At 54.8% G+C, this 16,307-nt stretch carries 15 protein-coding genes and 1 pseudogene; 8 read left to right on the top strand and 8 right to left on the bottom strand.

What is annotated here, in order from left to right; all coding sequences use genetic code 11:
- Positions 1-10 precede the first annotated feature (10 nt).
- On the top strand, positions 11-940 hold the full coding sequence (locus Q3Y66_RS04505) for a cation diffusion facilitator family transporter (protein ID WP_035586759.1): 930 nt from the start codon (positions 11-13) through the stop codon (positions 938-940).
- Positions 941-956: 16 nt separating this feature from the next.
- Here the strand turns inward: Q3Y66_RS04505 and Q3Y66_RS04500 are convergent, their stop codons facing one another.
- Positions 957-2,117, bottom strand: a complete 1,161-nt coding sequence (locus Q3Y66_RS04500) for an MFS transporter (RefSeq protein ID WP_008957735.1) — start codon at positions 2,115-2,117, stop codon at positions 957-959.
- A gap of 137 nt (positions 2,118-2,254) precedes the next feature.
- Here Q3Y66_RS04500 and Q3Y66_RS04495 point away from each other — a divergent pair, with 137 nt between their 5' ends.
- The gene (locus Q3Y66_RS04495) at positions 2,255-3,643 is read left to right on the top strand and encodes a PLP-dependent aminotransferase family protein (RefSeq protein ID WP_008957736.1); all 1,389 of its coding nucleotides are present in this window, start codon (positions 2,255-2,257) and stop codon (positions 3,641-3,643) included.
- A 3-nt stretch (positions 3,644-3,646) separates the two neighbouring features.
- Here the strand turns inward: Q3Y66_RS04495 and Q3Y66_RS04490 are convergent, their stop codons facing one another.
- The 5 genes and pseudogenes from Q3Y66_RS04490 to Q3Y66_RS04475 all read right to left on the bottom strand — a co-directional run.
- On the bottom strand, positions 3,647-5,137 hold the full coding sequence (locus Q3Y66_RS04490; RefSeq protein ID WP_008957737.1) for a sodium:alanine symporter family protein: 1,491 nt from the start codon (positions 5,135-5,137) through the stop codon (positions 3,647-3,649).
- 328 nt (positions 5,138-5,465) lie between these two features.
- Positions 5,466-6,227 (bottom strand): metallophosphoesterase, encoded by a 762-nt coding sequence (locus Q3Y66_RS04485; RefSeq protein WP_008957738.1) that lies wholly within the window; start codon positions 6,225-6,227, stop codon positions 5,466-5,468.
- A gap of 1,081 nt (positions 6,228-7,308) precedes the next feature.
- Complete coding sequence (gene speG, locus Q3Y66_RS04480) at positions 7,309-7,860, bottom strand: spermidine N1-acetyltransferase (protein ID WP_008957741.1); 552 nt, start codon at positions 7,858-7,860, stop codon at positions 7,309-7,311.
- A 148-nt stretch (positions 7,861-8,008) separates the two neighbouring features.
- A complete protein-coding gene (locus tag Q3Y66_RS20920) occupies positions 8,009-8,188 on the bottom strand; it encodes a hypothetical protein (protein WP_337998521.1) in 180 nt (59 codons plus the stop codon).
- Positions 8,189-8,298: 110 nt separating this feature from the next.
- Positions 8,299-9,231, bottom strand: a pseudogene (locus tag Q3Y66_RS04475) (NAD(P)/FAD-dependent oxidoreductase); the annotation flags it as partial.
- 115 nt (positions 9,232-9,346) lie between these two features.
- On the opposite strand from Q3Y66_RS04475, the gene ltaE reads away from it, so the two are divergent.
- Complete coding sequence (gene ltaE, locus Q3Y66_RS04470) at positions 9,347-10,354, top strand: low-specificity L-threonine aldolase (protein WP_008957742.1); 1,008 nt, start codon at positions 9,347-9,349, stop codon at positions 10,352-10,354.
- A gap of 28 nt (positions 10,355-10,382) precedes the next feature.
- On the opposite strand, the gene Q3Y66_RS04465 is transcribed toward ltaE, so the two are convergent.
- Complete coding sequence (locus Q3Y66_RS04465; RefSeq protein ID WP_008957743.1) at positions 10,383-10,997, bottom strand: LysE/ArgO family amino acid transporter; 615 nt, start codon at positions 10,995-10,997, stop codon at positions 10,383-10,385.
- A gap of 166 nt (positions 10,998-11,163) precedes the next feature.
- The gene (gene fhuB / locus Q3Y66_RS04460; RefSeq protein WP_008957744.1) at positions 11,164-13,164 is read right to left on the bottom strand and encodes a Fe(3+)-hydroxamate ABC transporter permease FhuB; all 2,001 of its coding nucleotides are present in this window, start codon (positions 13,162-13,164) and stop codon (positions 11,164-11,166) included.
- Between the two features lie 187 nt (positions 13,165-13,351).
- On the opposite strand from fhuB, the gene Q3Y66_RS04455 reads away from it, so the two are divergent.
- From Q3Y66_RS04455 to Q3Y66_RS04435, 5 genes are all read left to right on the top strand, one after another.
- Positions 13,352-14,308, top strand: coding sequence for a siderophore-interacting protein (locus Q3Y66_RS04455; protein WP_008957745.1), 957 nt, complete (start codon positions 13,352-13,354; stop codon positions 14,306-14,308).
- Positions 14,309-14,363: 55 nt separating this feature from the next.
- Positions 14,364-14,924, top strand: a complete 561-nt coding sequence (locus tag Q3Y66_RS04450; RefSeq protein ID WP_238528504.1) for a cytochrome b — start codon at positions 14,364-14,366, stop codon at positions 14,922-14,924.
- A gap of 178 nt (positions 14,925-15,102) precedes the next feature.
- Complete coding sequence (locus Q3Y66_RS04445) at positions 15,103-15,336, top strand: hypothetical protein (RefSeq protein WP_238528506.1); 234 nt, start codon at positions 15,103-15,105, stop codon at positions 15,334-15,336.
- Positions 15,236-15,577 (top strand): AAA family ATPase, encoded by a 342-nt coding sequence (locus Q3Y66_RS04440; protein ID WP_008957748.1) that lies wholly within the window; start codon positions 15,236-15,238, stop codon positions 15,575-15,577. Before Q3Y66_RS04445 ends, Q3Y66_RS04440 begins: the two co-directional genes overlap by 101 nt.
- A 20-nt stretch (positions 15,578-15,597) precedes the next feature.
- Entirely contained in the window at positions 15,598-16,227 is a 630-nt protein-coding gene (locus Q3Y66_RS04435; protein WP_008957749.1) for a PD-(D/E)XK nuclease domain-containing protein, read from the top strand.
- Positions 16,228-16,307: the final 80 nt, after the last annotated feature.

Here is a 16,307-nt window from a genome sequence, read left to right as displayed (position 1 = left end):
AGAAACGTTCGTGAAGACAGAATCGAGTACCTTGGCCTTCTCCGCTTTTATGGCGCTGCTCATTGGCTGTGCAGGCATCGTGGCCACGCTGGCCTCTAACTCCCAAGCGATCCTGCTGGATGGGCTATTTAATCTGATCTATTTCAGCGTTGCCCTCGTAACCATTAAAGTCAGCAAGCTTGCCAGCCGCCCGGACAGCGAATCCTACCCTTTTGGCTATAGCTACTTCGAGTCGCTGGTCAATCTTTGCAAAGGGCTGCTGATTTTAGGCGTTTCCATTTTTGCGCTAGTGGATGCTGTCGCTGCGCTACTAACAGGCGGTCGTGACATTGCCGCTGGGCTTGCCGTTATCTACGCCCTTTTTGCCACTGCGGCCTGCTCGCTTACTGCCTGGGTGATGCACCGCAGCCAGCGCCATGTGAGTAGCCCTCTGGTGGCGGCAGACAAACTCAATTGGTTGGTCAACAGCGTCATTTCTGCCGCCGTACTTGCGGCGTTTTGTCTGGTGATGCTGTTTGAACATCTGGGCTGGCAGGCCATTCTGCCCTACGTGGATGCGGTATTGGTGATTGCGGTGGTGGTACTGTGTTTGGGCGTGCCGGTGCGCATGGCTTCCCAAGCGCTGCAGGAACTGCTTAACAAGACCCCGGAAGAGGCCATCGCAGCCCCCGTCCGCCGCGCCGTTGCGAATGCCCTGGCGGGCACTGACACGCAAGAGGTACGCGTGCGTATGGTTAGCCCTGGCCGCCTGCTGTATGTGATGGTGCATGTGGTATTGCCAGAGGAACCCAATCTGACCATCGTTCATCAAGATGCGCTGCGCGCACGGGTCGATGAAGAAGTGCGCCGTTACTATTCGCTGGTGGTGTGTGATGTGGTGTTTACCGCCAACACCCGCTGGGCCGCGCCCTCTTGCGGGCTGTTGGTCGAAAAAGGGTAGCTTAAGTGGTCGTCGATCACGTGAGCGCTCTGCGCAGCAAAGCGAACGCCGTGATCACACCGCCTAATAGCGCAAAACCAAACAGCGTTAGCGCCAGGGTATGCCCCACTGCATCAATGAGCACTCCGGTCGTGATCACCGGGAGGCTGAAGCCAATATACGCCATCAAAAAATAGCCTGCGCTGGCCTGAGGCGCGGAGGCATCGGCCGCTGCCAACACGCCACTCAACCCACCCAGGTAGATAAACCCATAGCAGGCGCTGCTGGCAGCCACCGTGCCCAGCAGCACCGCTGCTAGGTAGCCTTGAACGGCTCCCCAGACGATTAGCGCATAGGCCATCGGTAAAATCGCCAGCCCCAGTAGCGTCGCGCTTCGTGGTGTGAACCTTCTTGCCCAAGGCTGAAACAGCACCCCGCAGCTGCAAATACCGAACGTGGCGAAGCCGCTCCAGGTGGCTAAACCGTGTCGCTGCAGGGCGGAAGGGAGTATCGCAATCACTAACCCCACCGTCGCCCAGGCCAGCAAAATAGCCAATCCAAAGGCAAAAGCGCCCCGAGGGTAGCTGGGCAGACGCAGTAGCGAGCGCTTGGTGGCACTCGGCGGGCTATCCTCCAATGTAGTGACCACCACTAGTGCCAGCGCCGCGGCGACCAGGTAAATCCATAGGCTGGGCGGCGACACACTGGGGGTATGAAAAAGAAACAGGCTGGTGACCGCTGCTCCCAGGCCAAACCCAAGCGAGGTGCTGGCCGTCACGACGTTGGTGGCGACGCGATTATCATCCCTATTCACTAGCAGTTGCATATACGCAGGCGCCACTGCCGACGTTAATCCCATGCTGATGCCCAACAGGAAGCGGGCAATCCCCAGTGCCACCAGGTTGGGAGCTATCAAGATCATCGCCGTCGCCAACAGGCTTAACAGTAGCGCGGCAATGATTAATGGCTTGCGCCCCACCCGATCTGCCAAGCCGTTTAAGCCCAGCAGTACCGGTAAGACACCCGCCACATAGCAAGCAAAGGCGAGCGTGGTTGCCCCTACCCCCAAGCCATCGCGCGCCGCCAGTGCATCGTAGAGTGGCGCCTGTAAATTAACTGCTGTGGTAATCATGCACAGCGCAAAGGCCAGGCCAACAGCGCTACGCTGGGCGATGGTTCGATTTAAAGCGCGGTTCATAGCGTCATCCTAAATAAGCCAGTATTTGAACCACTAAGCTCCCACGCTTGCCGATTACCGGTAAGGTACACTTAACCACCACTTTCAAGACACTGTTCCGCCCTTTTCAAGAACAGTTGTGAGCCACAGGGTCAGCTATGAAGCTTAAGGTTAACCGCGACGCCCCCACGCCCATTGCACAGCAGATTGAAGCCGGTATTCGCACCTGGATTGCAGCGCACGGTGCCGGTGGTGGCCGCCGTTTACCCTCTATTCGCCGCTTAGCCGCGACCCATCACATTAGCCGTAACGCGGTGATTGACGCCTACGAGCGCTTGGTGGCTGCCGGTTTGGTGCGCTCACGGCCTGGGTCAGGTTTTTATGTGGCGGATAGCGCAGCAGCACTGGTATCGCAACCAGCAGCTACGAGCAGATTGGAAGAGGTCACCAATGGCCTGTGGGGGCTTTTCAGTGCCAACGAGCACACGCTCAAGCTGGGCTGCGGCTGGCTGCCCAGTGATTGGCGCGAGGGCGACGACCTGACCCACGCCATCCGCCAGGTCGCGCGTAAAAGCCGCTCGGGAATTTTCGAGTACAGCACGCCCCAGGGGCCAGAGGAATTGCGCGGCTTGATCCAGGAACGCCTGCGCCCCCTATCGATTACCGCTAATGCCGAGCAGATTGTGATGACCGGCGGTGGCAGCCACTCGCTGGATTTGCTGGTAAGAATGCTGCTTGAACCGGGCGATGTGGTGTTCGTGGAATCACCGGGTTATTACAACCTGTTCGGCCTACTGCACCTGCAGCACATCCGCGTGATTGGCGTACCGCGATTGGCAGATGGGCCAGATATCGAGCGCCTGGAGGCGTTACTGGCGCAATACCAACCCAAGCTTTTTTATATTAACAGCGTGTTTCATAACCCCACCGGCAGCACCCTCACCCCAGCGGTGGCTCACCGGGTGCTGCAGCTCGCCGAGCAGCACGATTTTCAGATTATCGAAGACGATATCTACGCGGATTTTCAGCACGCACCGACGACTCGCCTAGCGGCCTTGGACGGTTTGAATCGAGTGTTCTATCTTGGCAGCTTTTCAAAAAGCCTCTCCTCTTCGCTGCGGGTAGGCTTTATCGCCTCCCCACCCTCTCTGGTGCAGCGCTTGGTCGATATTAAGATGCTGACCAGCATTTCTTCGTCGCGCTTTGCGGAGCAAGTGGTCACTACCATGCTGCAGAACGGCAGCTATCGAAAGCTGACCGAGCGGCTGCGCACCAAGCTCGCCAATCAAATGGCGTTGGCGCTAGGTATTCTCAAAAAGGCAAACTGGGAGGTTTATACCGAACCGACAGGGGGGATGTTTGTGTGGGCCAAGCCACCGGCCGCCATCACGCCAGAGGCGCTGTCTGAGCTGGCTGACCGGTGCGAGGTAATGCTGTCACCAGGACATCTATTCTTTGCGGATCATCAACCAACCCCCTGGCTCCGGCTAAACGTTGCCTATATGCAGGATCCCAGGGCGAAGGCGTTTATTGAAGTAGTCCGTTGAACCCTACCCTTCCTTGACCTCTTTCACTGGCCATACATCCGCATCCACAAGCTCTGGGCGCTTCAGTATGGCAGGGTCAAATATCGGTTCTTTAATACCCTCGCGGCGCTGGCGCTCATAGTCTTTCAGCACGGCGACGGCAATTGGCCCCATGATTAGTATCGCAAACAGGTTGGTAGTCGCCATCAGCCCCATCGCAAGATCGGCAAAGTCCCAGACGACACTCAGCTCAGCCACCGACCCGAGCAGCACCATAACGATCACAATCACCTTGAACACACTCACCGCTTTTGCGGCGTGACGGCGGAACAGGAATTCGATATTCACCGCTGAGAACGAGAAGTTGGCCAAGATTGAGGTAAAGGCAAAAAACAGAATCGCCAGCGCGATGAATATCTCACCAAACCCGCCTAGATGATCCACCATGGCATCCTGGGTCAGTTGAATACCTTCAATACTATCGCCCGGCGACTCCGACATCAGCCGCTCATAAACGCCTGAAAGCAAAATCACTACTGCTGTGCAGCTACAAATCACGATGGTATCGACGAATACACCGAAAGATTGTACTAAGCCTTGGGCCGCCGGGTGCTTGACGGTCGCCTGGGCCGCCGCATTTGGGGTGGAACCCATGCCCGCTTCATTAGAAAACAGGCCACGCTTGACACCGTTTTCCATTGCCGCTTTGATCGCATAGCCAGCCGCGCCACCCACCGCTGGGCCCAACCCAAAAGCACTCATCACAATCAGCGAGAGCATATCGGGCACGGCAGAAAGGTTAGTGAACAGTATCCATAGCGCCACGAGCAGATAAGCAATCGCCATTGCTGGCACAATTTTCTCAGCGGTACGCGCTACCGACTTGAGGCCGCCATAAATGACAAAGCCTGCCAAGATGGCAATCACTACGCCCGTCAGCCAATTGGGAATGCCAAAAGCGCCATTCATCCCTTGCGCGATGGTATTGGATTGCGCCGCATTAAACGCCAAGCCATACGCAATAATCAGAAACACTGCGAACAGCGCGCCTAACCAGCGCCACCCCAGGCAGCGTTCGATATAGTAAGCTGGCCCACCGCGGAATACGCCATCCTCGTTGCGATGCTTATAGACCTGGGCCAAGGTCGACTCGATAAACGCGGTGGCAAAACCCAGCAGCGCGGTCACCCACATCCAGAAAATCGCCCCCGGCCCGCCAATCCAGAGCGCCAGAGCCACACCGGCTAGATTACCGGTACCGACCCGCGCCGCCATCGACGTCGCAAAGGCCTGAAAGCCACTGATACCATCCCCAGCTCCGCGGGCAGTGAATGTCACATACGCCATGTGCCTAAACAAACGAAACTGCATACCTTTGGTCATGATGGTAAACAGCAGGCCAGCGCCTAGCAGTAGATAGACAAGAATGTAGCTCCAGATAAAGTTACTGACAGGCATCATGATGGTATAGAGACCATCGCGCAGCGGGGCAATGAGTAATTCGAGGGTCTCCATGGGAATGCTCTCCAGTTAGCGTTTGTTCACACCCGGGTTCCCAGAAAATCCAGGAAGTACCCTAGCCCGAGGTGTTGAAATGGCCGCCGAAAACACGACGCCACCCCCCGATTCTAGCCAGTTTTTGTAGCAGCCCCAAAAAACGCGCATAAAAAAGCGGCCCGCAGGCCGCTTAGCGTGTTCAACGCAGCGTGCTGCGCTTCAAGCCGCTGACGATCTTCATGTTACGGCAGCGAATACCGGATTACTTTTTTATAGGTACTTAGCAGCTTTTCTGGGTGCCAAAATAGCCATCTGATAAGCACAACCCAATGAAATAAAACATTTTTCATACATCAATCACAAAATCTGGCTTAAACAACTCAGGCGTGAACTCATAAGGATAACCACCGGGGTTGGCGATAACGCGCGTACCGTTGCGCAAAATATCTACTGGTTCATGAACATGCCCATGCACCCACACATTCATCTTGCCCATTAGGTGCGGTAGGTTGGAGGCAAACGCGGGGGATAACGCGTCGCCTAGGTATTGGCCAGGAATACACTCATGCAGCGGTGCATGATGGCTGATCACCACCTTGGGGCCGTCAAACGGTTGGGCCAGTTGGCTTTCAAGCCATGCTAGCGCTTCAGCATGTAGCTGGCGGCTCGCCAGCGGGGTGAACGTTATGCCGGGAGAGGCTTGGACGATTTTGAAATCGGGCATATAACGCAGTGCTTTTGACTCAGTATGGGCAGGGTTTTGGGTCGGGTCATTGGCATAGAGCGCGAAGTCCGTCCACAGTGTTGTGCCGTAAAAGCGCACGCCGTCGAGGGTTACCGCGCGATTATCCAAAAGCTCGATATTGAGGCGCTCGGCTTCGCGCGCCAACTCTTCACGCAGCTGCGGCATGCACGTTCCGTAAAATTCATGGTTGCCAGGTACATAAATAATGGGCCTGTCCGGGAAGCGGTGACGCGCCCAGGCAAGCCCTTCGGTCTCGCGATGGATATCGCCAGCTAGAATCACCACGTCGGCGTCCACTGCTGGCAGTGCGCGGTTGCCGTCGAAAAACTCCAAGTGTAGATCAGACAAAATACGCAGGCGCATAAGGCTCCTTGTGGCTTTCATCACGGTAGCTAGCGTGAACGACATTCAACAAACCGGCTGACGGTGCGAGCCATACTCGTCCTTATCACCATGAATAAATAAGCTGAGACATGTCACCTGCTCCAATGCTGTGTGGCTGCACACAGCGCAGCAGGAAAGCTACGCCATAGTTCAACGCAACCTAGTGAGTCGTGCAGCAGCACGATAGGGCTTTGCTCAAGGGACGCGGCACTGGCTGGTTGCCAGGCACGTGTAAATAGTCGCCCATCTGGAGCATTTATCATGCTGTCATGGTGTACAACCGAGGCGGAAGAGAGATAAGTCATTATCAAATACTATGGTTATTTTTAGTCGTTTATTAACAATAACATGTTTTATTTTAAGCCTGCTCCTCAATGCCCAAGGGTATTTTTAACAACTTTTTTGCTGCATCGCAGCAAAAAACAGCTATACTCTTGATGTAGTCCCACTAGGAGGACCACACTATGATGTTTCTAATACCCTCCCCTGCACGCGATAATGAAGTTCTGGAGTTCTGGAGCTTGAATGCCCAGTGGCATCGTGCCGCAGCCGAAGCGCTGAAAGCCTATTTAGGTTAATTCAGCTGCTTTTGTCATTTAAGACTAAAAAATAATCACCGAAGCCGGGTTAATTCCCGGCTTTTTTATGGCTATGAAAAACTTTTTCATTCAAATGGATAGCGGTATCAGTAGACTAATTGTAAGCAGATGCTTACACAAAATGGCAAATTACCTACATCACTTGGACTATCCGAAGCCCGCAAAAGCACTTATTATCATACCCAGAACTAAAATGCTGCGTCGCACAAATCAATTCGTGTATAAAAAAACTATGAAAAAGGCTTTCACTTAACCTCTGAAATCTGAAAAAGGAGCGGAGCTATGCAACACTCAGTGAATCAAGGACAGACAAGGGATGCCGATATTATGGAAGTATGGGCACACCGCGCACGGCAGCAGCGTGCGGCGTTTGACGCGATCAAGGCCTACTTAGGCTAAAGAAATAGGTAGTTAATACTATCCAAACGCCTCGTATCAACGAGGCGTTTTGCTGGAACGCTTTATAGCCAGTTAGATTCAGGCGCATCGACGCTATCTAGCTGGTCGAGATAGGCGTCCTGCAGGATATACATACGCTTCACATCCCTATATTTGCCATTGATAAAGAACTCCTGCACTAGGTGCCCTTCCTCAATAAAACCGCTCTCCTCGTAAAGATGGATCGCTTTGACGTTTTCCACCGCCACAATGAGATACACCTTGTGCAGGTTTAAGATCGTGAACGAGTAGTGCAACGCTTGGTGGATCAACGAACGAGCAAACCCTTTGCCCTGATGATCGGGAGCAATGATGATTTGAAACTCAGCGCTGCGGTGGATGTAGTCGATCTCAATCAGCTCCACCAAACCAATCGCGTTACCATGGCTATTTTCCGCGACAAAGCGCCGTTCGGCATTGTCATGGATGTGCTTGTTATATAGCTCTTCCAACTCATCAAATGACTCGTAAGGTTCCTCAAACCAGTACGACATGATGCTCTGGTTATTATTGAGCTCGTGGACAAAGCGCAAATCATTGCGCTCCAGTGCCCTTAAAAATAGTGTGTGGCTCATTGTCCTCTACTCTGGTGGGTATCCCATAAGAATACCCGTTTCTCCTTGGCTCGCTGCTAAATTTTAAGGGCGCCATGAACTCCGTTTTGAGTGCTTAGGTGTTTTGTGATGATTAGATGTTTTGTGACGATTAGGTGGTTTTTGATGGTCAGGTGGTTGTAGCTATCCGCTTGAATGAAAATAGCTCTGCCAACGGATGCTCCTCTCCTTCGATAAGCGCGCGAAGTAGTTTTGCACCGATCATGCTATAGCTGATGCCATTGCCGCCGTAAGCCATGGCGAAATGTACGCGTGGCCCATGGGCATCATGGGGGCCGAAAAAAGGCAGCCCATCCTTGGTTTCAGCAAACGTGCCAGCCCAAGAGAACGTTGGGTTATAATATCCAGCTTAGGCCATAGCGCCTCTACTTTGCGCGCCAACCCTTGGGCTTTCTCTTCAACCCGGGCATCGCGCCGCCTGGGGATATCTTCATCATCATCGTCGCCCCCTACGAGCAAGCGGCCATCGCTGGTCGTACGTAAATAGAGATAGGGCCGCGCTGACTCCCACACCATGGTGTGGCATAACTTACCAAGTGCCTCTGGTGATAGCGGGTCGGTGATTAGCGCGTAGCTACTGCGGTTGATCGCCACGCTTTCTGGCAACCAGGCTTGCGATTCATAGCCGGCCGCCAACACCACGTGCTGGCAGCGCAGGTTGGAGCCATTGGTCAGTGTCAGCGTGACACCCTGGTCATCCGGCGTCATCGTCTCCATTTGTGTTCGGTCATATACCTCACCACCACGCTCAACCACCCTGGCAAACAGCTGATAAGCCATTCGGTAGGGGTCAATACTGGCGGCCAATTGGGTAAGAATAGCGCCCGGTGCTGCAAAACCGTAATCGGCTAAAATAGTGTCGCGCTCAAGCCAAGAGGCGTCGAAACCATGCTTTTGGCGCAGCGCTAGCTCTTCTTTGAGTGACGCAACATCCTCTTCATCACTGGCATAATAAAGGCTTTGTTGACGCGCAAAATCCACATCACCCAACCCTGCCGCTAACGTTTCGAGCTCTCTAATCGCCTCAGCACAGGCACGGTAAGCGAGCACAGCATTCGCTTCTCCATAAAGCTTCGCGAGCTCCGTCATATGGGTATCAATTTCATATTGCAATAAAGCAGTGCTGGCGGCGGAACTGCCCCAGCCAATATCACGCCGTTCAAGCACCACGACATAATGACCATGGCGGCTTAACTCGTCCGCAATTAACGCCCCCGTAATACCACCACCGATGACGACAATATCGCATTGGTGATCGCGAGCAAGCGGGGGATACGCTTTCAGCAGGCCGTTTTTTACAGCCCAAAAGGGGTAGCCACTTTTTAGATCCATCGGGTTGCCTATGCTGGAGAGACTTGCAGTATGCTGTTAACCATAGATGGTTCTTATAAACTTGCTCAAAAAATTTAATCTAAGTTGTTGCGCTTACACAAAAAAGGAGATCTGCATGATTGATTTACGCAGTGATACGGTGACCCGCCCCACTCCCGCCATGCTGGAAGCCATGATGGCAGCGCCGGTAGGTGATGATGTGTGGGGCGATGACCCAACGGTGAATGCGTTTCAAGCCAACCTGGCCGAGCAGGCAGGCAAGGAAGCCGCGCTGCTATTTCCTAGCGGCACACAAAGCAACCTAGTGGCGCTAATGGCTCACTGTGAACGCGGTGATGAGTACATTGTTGGGCAGTCAGCCCACACTTATCGCTATGAAGGTGGTGGCGCGGCGGTCTTGGGGAGCATCCAACCCCAGCCCATTGAGAATGCCGCTGATGGCTCGCTACCTTTGGAAAAAATAAGCGCCGCGATTAAAGCCGACGATTTTCACTTTGCCCGCAGTAAACTGTTGGCGTTGGAAAACACGATTGGCGGCAAGGTACTCCCGGCAGACTATGTGCTAAAAGCGACCGATCTTGCTCGCGAACGCGGGCTGGCAACACACTTAGACGGCGCACGTCTATTTAATGCCGCCATCGCTACCGATACATCGCTTAAACAGCTTTGTCTGCCCTTCGATAGCGTTTCCCTTTGTTTTTCAAAAGGCCTAGGGACACCGATGGGATCGGCGTTGGTGGGTTCTCAAGCGCTGATTGATAAGGCTCGCCGTTTACGCAAAATGGTTGGCGGTGGTATGCGTCAAGTGGGCATTATCGCTGCGGCCTGTCAGTACGCCCTGGATCACCACGTTACCGATCTAAGAGAAGATCACCGCCGTGCCGCTCGATTGGCGGAAGGGTTGGAGAAGCTGCCAGGGGTAGAGATCACCTCGCAAGCCACCAATATGGTATTTGCACGTTTTCCCGACGCCCATGTCCAGCCGCTGTCCGCGTGGCTAAAAGAGCACGGCATATTAATTGAGTTACTGTACGCCACCCGTTTTGTGGTCCATCGCGATATCAATGATGCCGATATTGATAAAGTAGTAGCGGTGATGGAGGCCTATTTCAGCCGTCACTAATTGCTAACTAACTTGCTCACTAAGCGGTTTAGCTAAGTGAGGATGCTCCCAGAGCAAGATGAACGGCGATACCTGCCATCATTAGCCCAATCAGACCATCGATAATGCGCCAAGCGATAGGCTTTGACAGCCAAGGTGAAAGTGCAGCGCCACCCCAGGCCAGCAGACTAAACCAGAGGATGGAAGCGGTAGATGCCCCCGCCACAAAAACACCGGAGCTCTCCTGCTGAGCGCCAATGGCGGGTATCAACAGCAGCGTATCCAGATACACCTGGGGGTTGAGCACGGTGACGGCAAGGGTCGCGAAAATCACTTCCGTTAAGCTGGGCGCTTTGCCCGCTGCGGCGCTCAATCCTTGCCGTCCACTGACGGCTCTAAATAACGCTTGGGCCGCCAACCAGCTTAAAAACACCACCCCCACCCAGCGCATTGTCTCCAGCGCACTGGGCATGGTCAGCAGAAAAGCACTCACCCCAAACATACCCGCCGTGAGCAGGATAATATCCGCGCTCATGCATAGCCCCGCCGACCACCAGTGGTACTCACGACGAATGGCCAGCCCTAGAATGTAGGCGTTCTGCGCCCCAATCGCCATGATAATACCGCCGCATACCAGCAGCCCGGTGAAGTAGCTTTCCCACATTGCCCAATTCCCATTATCAGAATAAGTGTCGCGTTAATGAAACATTGCACTCTTACAACATTGCACCCTTAAAACATGGCGCTAAATTAACGGACAAATTGAATAACTAATAATCATCCTGCTAATGGGGTATCAGTTTTACTTATAGAGGGTTTCTTATAGAGAATTAAAGCCGCCGCAGCCCCCACATAAAGTAGGCGCCGCCAATCAGTGAAGCGACCAAGCCCGCCGGTATCTCGTAGGGGAAAATAATCTGACGTCCTACCCAATCGGCCAACACCATCAACAGCATGCCGATCAATGCAGCTCCCAGCAGATGCTGTCCCGCTCGGGAGAAACCCACCAAGCGCGCCATATGCGGCGCCAGCAGGCCGATAAACGAAAGCGGCCCTACCACCAGGGTAGCGCAGGCGGTTAGCAGGGCCACCAGTAGCAGCAACGCCAAACGGGCGCGGTTGAGGGTTACCCCAAGCGCCTTGGCCGTCGGCGCGCCTAAGGGCAAGATATCCAGCCAGCGGGTGAAGGGTAGCGTGATCAGCGCCAGCACGGCGGCAATGCCCCCTACCACCACCGCATTGGTGATATCCACGTAGTAGGTGGATCCCGCCAGCCAAGCAATCACCTGCTGGCCACGAGGATCGCCACCTGCCAGCATTACGCTGCGAACCGCATCAAACAGCGCACTGATCGCCACCCCGGTGAGCAGCAAACGCTCAGGGAGAAAGCCACTCTTGCGGTTGATTCCAACCAGTACCAATAGCGTTGCAAACGCCCCTAGCGTGCCTACGCCAATCAGCATCATATTGGTGGGTGCGGGCAGTAAGAAAATGCCGAGAATCAGCGCAATAGCACAGCCACCGCTGATACCCAACACTTCAGGGCTGGCCATAGGGTTGGCAGATAGGCGTTGGAGAATCGTACCTGCAATGGCCAACATCAAGCCGCTGGCCGCGGCTGCCATTACGCGGGGCAGGCGCCACTGCATCACGTCCCAGTTATTAGGCGCAAGCCAATACCACCCGTCCACCCCCTGGCCAAATAGTAGACCCACCACTGTTGCGGCGAGCAGCGCGAGCAGTAAGCCAACGGCTAACCGCGAGGGTGCAGGATGCCGGTGCATGAAGACACCCGCGCTTTTCGGTGGCCGATCGCCCTGTAGTTTTAAACGCGGAATTAGCCACATTAATAGTGGCGCACCTAAGGCACCGGTAATCGCCCCGGTGGGAATCAACGTTGCTGCCATGCCAGAGAACTGCTGTAACAACAGATCCGTTGTTGCCAACAGTACGGCCCCCAATAGCGTCGACCAGAGTAACCGTGGCCCTAACCGGCGCGCGCCAGCCATACGTACAATATTGGGTGCCGCTAAACCGATAAAACCAATAATGCCCACCACGCTAACGATGCTGCCGGTAATAAACACCGCCAGTCCCATGCCCCCAAAACGTAGATAGGCAAGCGATACACCGAGGCTCTTGGCACTGGCATCATCCAGCTCCAGCACCGCCAAGGGGCGCAGCAAAAACCACGCGGCCACGCAGCTAATCGCCAGCCGAGGCCAGAGGATTGCAACGCCGTCCCAGCCGTTTTGCGCCAGCGAACCGGCACCCCAAATCAGCAACCCCGAGAGCGCCTCGTGGTTAAACAGTAGCAGCGCCGTAGACAGCGCCCCCAAGTACAGATTGACCACCAACCCCGCTAGCACGACCACAATTGGCGCTAACCCACGCCGCCACGAGAGTAGGAAAACTAGCCCAACCGCCAGCGCCCCGCCCAATAAGGCGACCCACTCGCGCCCGGCGACAAGCAGCCCCGGCGCCAGCAAGGTGGCAGTCATCAGCGCCAGGTTAGCGCCCGATGCCACCCCTAGGGTGGTGGGCGAAGCCAGCGGGTTACGCAGCACCTGCTGCATGAGCACGCCTGCCAACCCCAGGCCGCCCCCGGCGAGCAGGGCGATAGAGAAGCGCGGCCACCAAGCGTAGTAAAGCAGCAGCTCGTCAACATTCTCAAAAGAGGGGGCCACTAATGCCTGCAGACCCAGCGCGAAACCGCCTTGGCCCTCGAGGCCCACCCAAAACAGCACCACCATCGGCAGGCTAAGCAATAGGCAGGCTTTAGCAGGCGACATTCCCCCCATTCGCTGGGCAAATTGCGCGGCGCCTAGCATAGCGAACACCCTTTTGTGATAACCGGACAGTTCGCCAAAAGAGACGTGATAGGCAGCAGCGTCATTTTCGTAGCCTTACTATTTATGCAAACGAGTTTATGGAAATTAGCGATTGAATAACTAACAACGATTCTAAATGATAACGATTAGCACTACAATTGACTCCTTATATAAAGGAAACATCACTATGGCAGCCAAACCGAGCTACCGGCTTTTTGATATCACCCTCGCCCGACGCACCCAAGTCAGCGCCTCATTAGTTAGGTTCACTTTCACTGGCCCAGAAGTCAGCCAAATGGCGACCTACGCACCGGATCAGCGCGTCAAACTGTTTTTTCCGGAAGGAGGCGGTACTCTGGACCCATTGTTTGAAATCGCCAGGCTGGAAGAGCACGACTGGTACGGCGCCTACCGCGCACTGCCGGATGCCCAGCGCCCCTCCGCGCGTACTTACACCATCCGTGCCCTGCGTCCAGAGCAAGTCGAGGTGGACGTTGAATTTGTACTCCACGGCGACAATGGCCCCGCCTCGCGCTGGGCAATGCACGCCCGCCCTGGTGACCGGCTAGCCATGACAGCCCCCGACGCCAGTGCGGAAGGCCCAAAGCTGGGCTACGAGTGGAAGCCGCCCCAAGGTGTGCGCCGTATCCTGATCATCGCCGATGAAACCGCCCTACCCGCTGCTGCTGGCATTCTAGAAACCCTTGATGATTTGCCGCTCAAACCCAAGGTCGAAGCGCTGTTCGAAGTGCCTCGTGGCGACGACGTTCAGCCGCTGCCCCAGGCCGCCAAACTGCGCTGGCTGGCACGTGATGCCGAACCTGGCTGCCAACACGGTGAACTGCTAATAAGGGCACTGCGTGATATCGATTTACAGCAAGAGATTGTTGCACTGGGAGGTAACCATTCGACCGCAGACAATGGCAGTAGTGATGATCTAAATCAGGATGAACTAGACCAGGATGAGAACGCCCCACTCTGGGAACCCGCTACCCTGGACGACAGCGCGCCCTTCTATGCTTGGATCGCCGCTGAAACCAAGGTCGCCATGAAGCTGCGTCGCTATTTGGTCAACGAGTGCGGGCTACCCAAGCAGTACGTTACCAGCATGGGCTACTGGCGCCAGGGCAAGGCCAATGGTTAAAGGAACGGCAAACAACACGGCGTTAAACAGTGATCTCACAAGCAAGCCAGCTCAAATGCCTATTGGCTGGCGAGACAGCCCCAACGGCTATGGGCGGGTCAGCCGTACACTTCACTGGTTGACCGCCGCGCTGGTCACGCTGCAATTTACCGTGTTGCTGGCCTGGAGAGGAATGGGCGAAAACGCTATCACGCTGTTCTTGGCGAGCATCGGGCCTCACGGCTCGCTAGGTTTTATGATTCTGATCGTGACGCTGGCTCGCCTTGGCTGGGCATGGATAAATCGCAAACAACGCCCGCCCCACACGCCAGGGCTAGGTGGGCGCTTGGCGCGCTTCGTCCATATCACCTTTTATGGGCTGCTGCTGTGGCTGCCCGCTTTCGCTATTTTGCGCCAGATCGGCCGCGGTGGAGCGCTACGCTTTTATGGCATTGAGCTGCTACCCGAAGCGGAACGCGACATCACCTGGATGGTCGCCCCCGCCGAGCTCCTTCACGGCCCGCTTTCGTGGCTGTTATGTGGATTAGTCATCGGCCACATCATGATGGCGCTGATTCACCGTTTCTGGCTCAAAGACCGGGTACTGGCTCGTATGGTGGGGTCAAGTGGCAGGTGAAGAGTCTAGGTCGGCATTTGCAATAGGCATGATAGACTGTTGATTATCGATGCATTGTTTGCTGGAGGCCGCCGTGCCAGATGCACACCGCCGCAAGTTGCCCGTCGGGATTTAGACGTTCTCAGATATCCGCGAGGGCCACTATTTCTACGTCGGTAAAACTTCGCACATTGAACGTTTGGTTAACCAGAATAAATACTATTTTCTCTCACGGCGGCGTCGCTTCGGAAAAAGTCTCTTACTGGATATAGTGGTCATTCTGATTGATGAGTACGACAAGCCGATTCTGGATAACATCTTAGTACTGGAGCGTGCTCAAAGACGCCGACCAGCACTTGCAATTCGTGCTGCTTACTGGCGTTTCCAAATTCAGCAAGGTCAGCCTGTTTTCGGGACTAAACAACCTTCGTGATATCACACTGTCGTCCGACTATACGACCCTTTGTGGCTATACCAATAACGACATCGATACCGTATTTAAACCTGAACTTTCTGGGTTAGATCATCAGGAAATCAAACAGTGGTATAACGGCTACCGCTGGGGTGGCGGTGAGACAACGTCTGTCTATAACCCCTTCGATGTATTACTGTTGTTTCAGGAGCGAGAGTTGACCCTTACTGGCTTGAGCCCGCCACGCCCGCATTTTTGGTAGATCTTCTCAAGCAATGCGGGATGCCCACCCCCTCACTGGGTCATTGGGAAACCGAGTATGAACTGCTCAGCCAGTTTGATGTTGACCAGATCAGCACCGAAGGCCTGCTGTTTCAAACCGGCTACTTGACCATTCAGAAGGAGGAAGAGTCTCTACTCGGCTTTCCTAATCGCGAAGATGAAACCAGCCTCGACCATGCGCTGCTGCCTTCACTGGGGGTCGAGAACGCCCCACGTGAGCGCCGAATGCTGTTTCGTCATTTAAACCAGCACGATCTCGGCGGATTAGAAGCGCATCTTATGGCGCTACACGCGGGGCTCCCTCACGACTGGTACCGCAACGATCTCAAAAACCAGCCAATCGCCAAATACGAAGGGCATTATGCCAGCGTCTTTTGCAGCCACTTCGTGGCCTTAGAGCTGGGCGTGGCAGTGGGAGACGCCAGCCACCACAGCAGGGTGGATATGAGCGTGGATGTTGGCGGGCTTATCTATCTGTTCGAGTTCAAGGTGGTCGAGCAACTGCCGGAAGGTAGAGCACTAGAGCAGATCAAACACAAAGGCTATGCCGATAAGCACCACGCCTCTGGCAAACCGATACACCTGATCGGCGTGGAGTTTTCCAGCGTTGAGCGCCTGATTGTGGCGTAGACCTTGGCTTAGCTACCAATCTATCCGCCACTGTCATCTCCGCGTCATGAATGGCTAGTTACATTGAATGAATACAGTTT

The organism is Halomonas sp. HAL1, assembly GCF_030544485.1.
GTDB lineage: Bacteria > Pseudomonadota > Gammaproteobacteria > Pseudomonadales > Halomonadaceae > Vreelandella > Vreelandella arctica.
This window is presented reverse-complemented; position numbering and strand designations above follow the sequence as displayed.

Bases quoted from the DNA above. Each gene is read 5' to 3' on its own strand.
- fhuB (WP_008957744.1), bottom strand. From the start codon at position 13,164: ATGCTAGGCGCCGCGCAATTTGCCCAGCGAATGGGGGGAATGTCGCCT.
- Q3Y66_RS04500 (WP_008957735.1), bottom strand. From the start codon at position 2,117: ATGAACCGCGCTTTAAATCGAACCATCGCCCAGCGTAGCGCTGTTGGC.
- Q3Y66_RS04450 (WP_238528504.1), top strand. From the start codon at position 14,364: ATGCCTATTGGCTGGCGAGACAGCCCCAACGGCTATGGGCGGGTCAGC.
- Q3Y66_RS04465 (WP_008957743.1), bottom strand. From the start codon at position 10,997: ATGTGGGAAAGCTACTTCACCGGGCTGCTGGTATGCGGCGGTATTATC.
- Q3Y66_RS04495 (WP_008957736.1), top strand. From the start codon at position 2,255: ATGAAGCTTAAGGTTAACCGCGACGCCCCCACGCCCATTGCACAGCAG.
- speG (WP_008957741.1), bottom strand. From the start codon at position 7,860: ATGAGCCACACACTATTTTTAAGGGCACTGGAGCGCAATGATTTGCGC.
- Q3Y66_RS04435 (WP_008957749.1), top strand. From the start codon at position 15,598: ATGCCCACCCCCTCACTGGGTCATTGGGAAACCGAGTATGAACTGCTC.
- Q3Y66_RS04490 (WP_008957737.1), bottom strand. From the start codon at position 5,137: ATGGAGACCCTCGAATTACTCATTGCCCCGCTGCGCGATGGTCTCTAT.
- ltaE (WP_008957742.1), top strand. From the start codon at position 9,347: ATGATTGATTTACGCAGTGATACGGTGACCCGCCCCACTCCCGCCATG.
- Q3Y66_RS04455 (WP_008957745.1), top strand. From the start codon at position 13,352: ATGGCAGCCAAACCGAGCTACCGGCTTTTTGATATCACCCTCGCCCGA.
- Q3Y66_RS04485 (WP_008957738.1), bottom strand. From the start codon at position 6,227: ATGCGCCTGCGTATTTTGTCTGATCTACACTTGGAGTTTTTCGACGGC.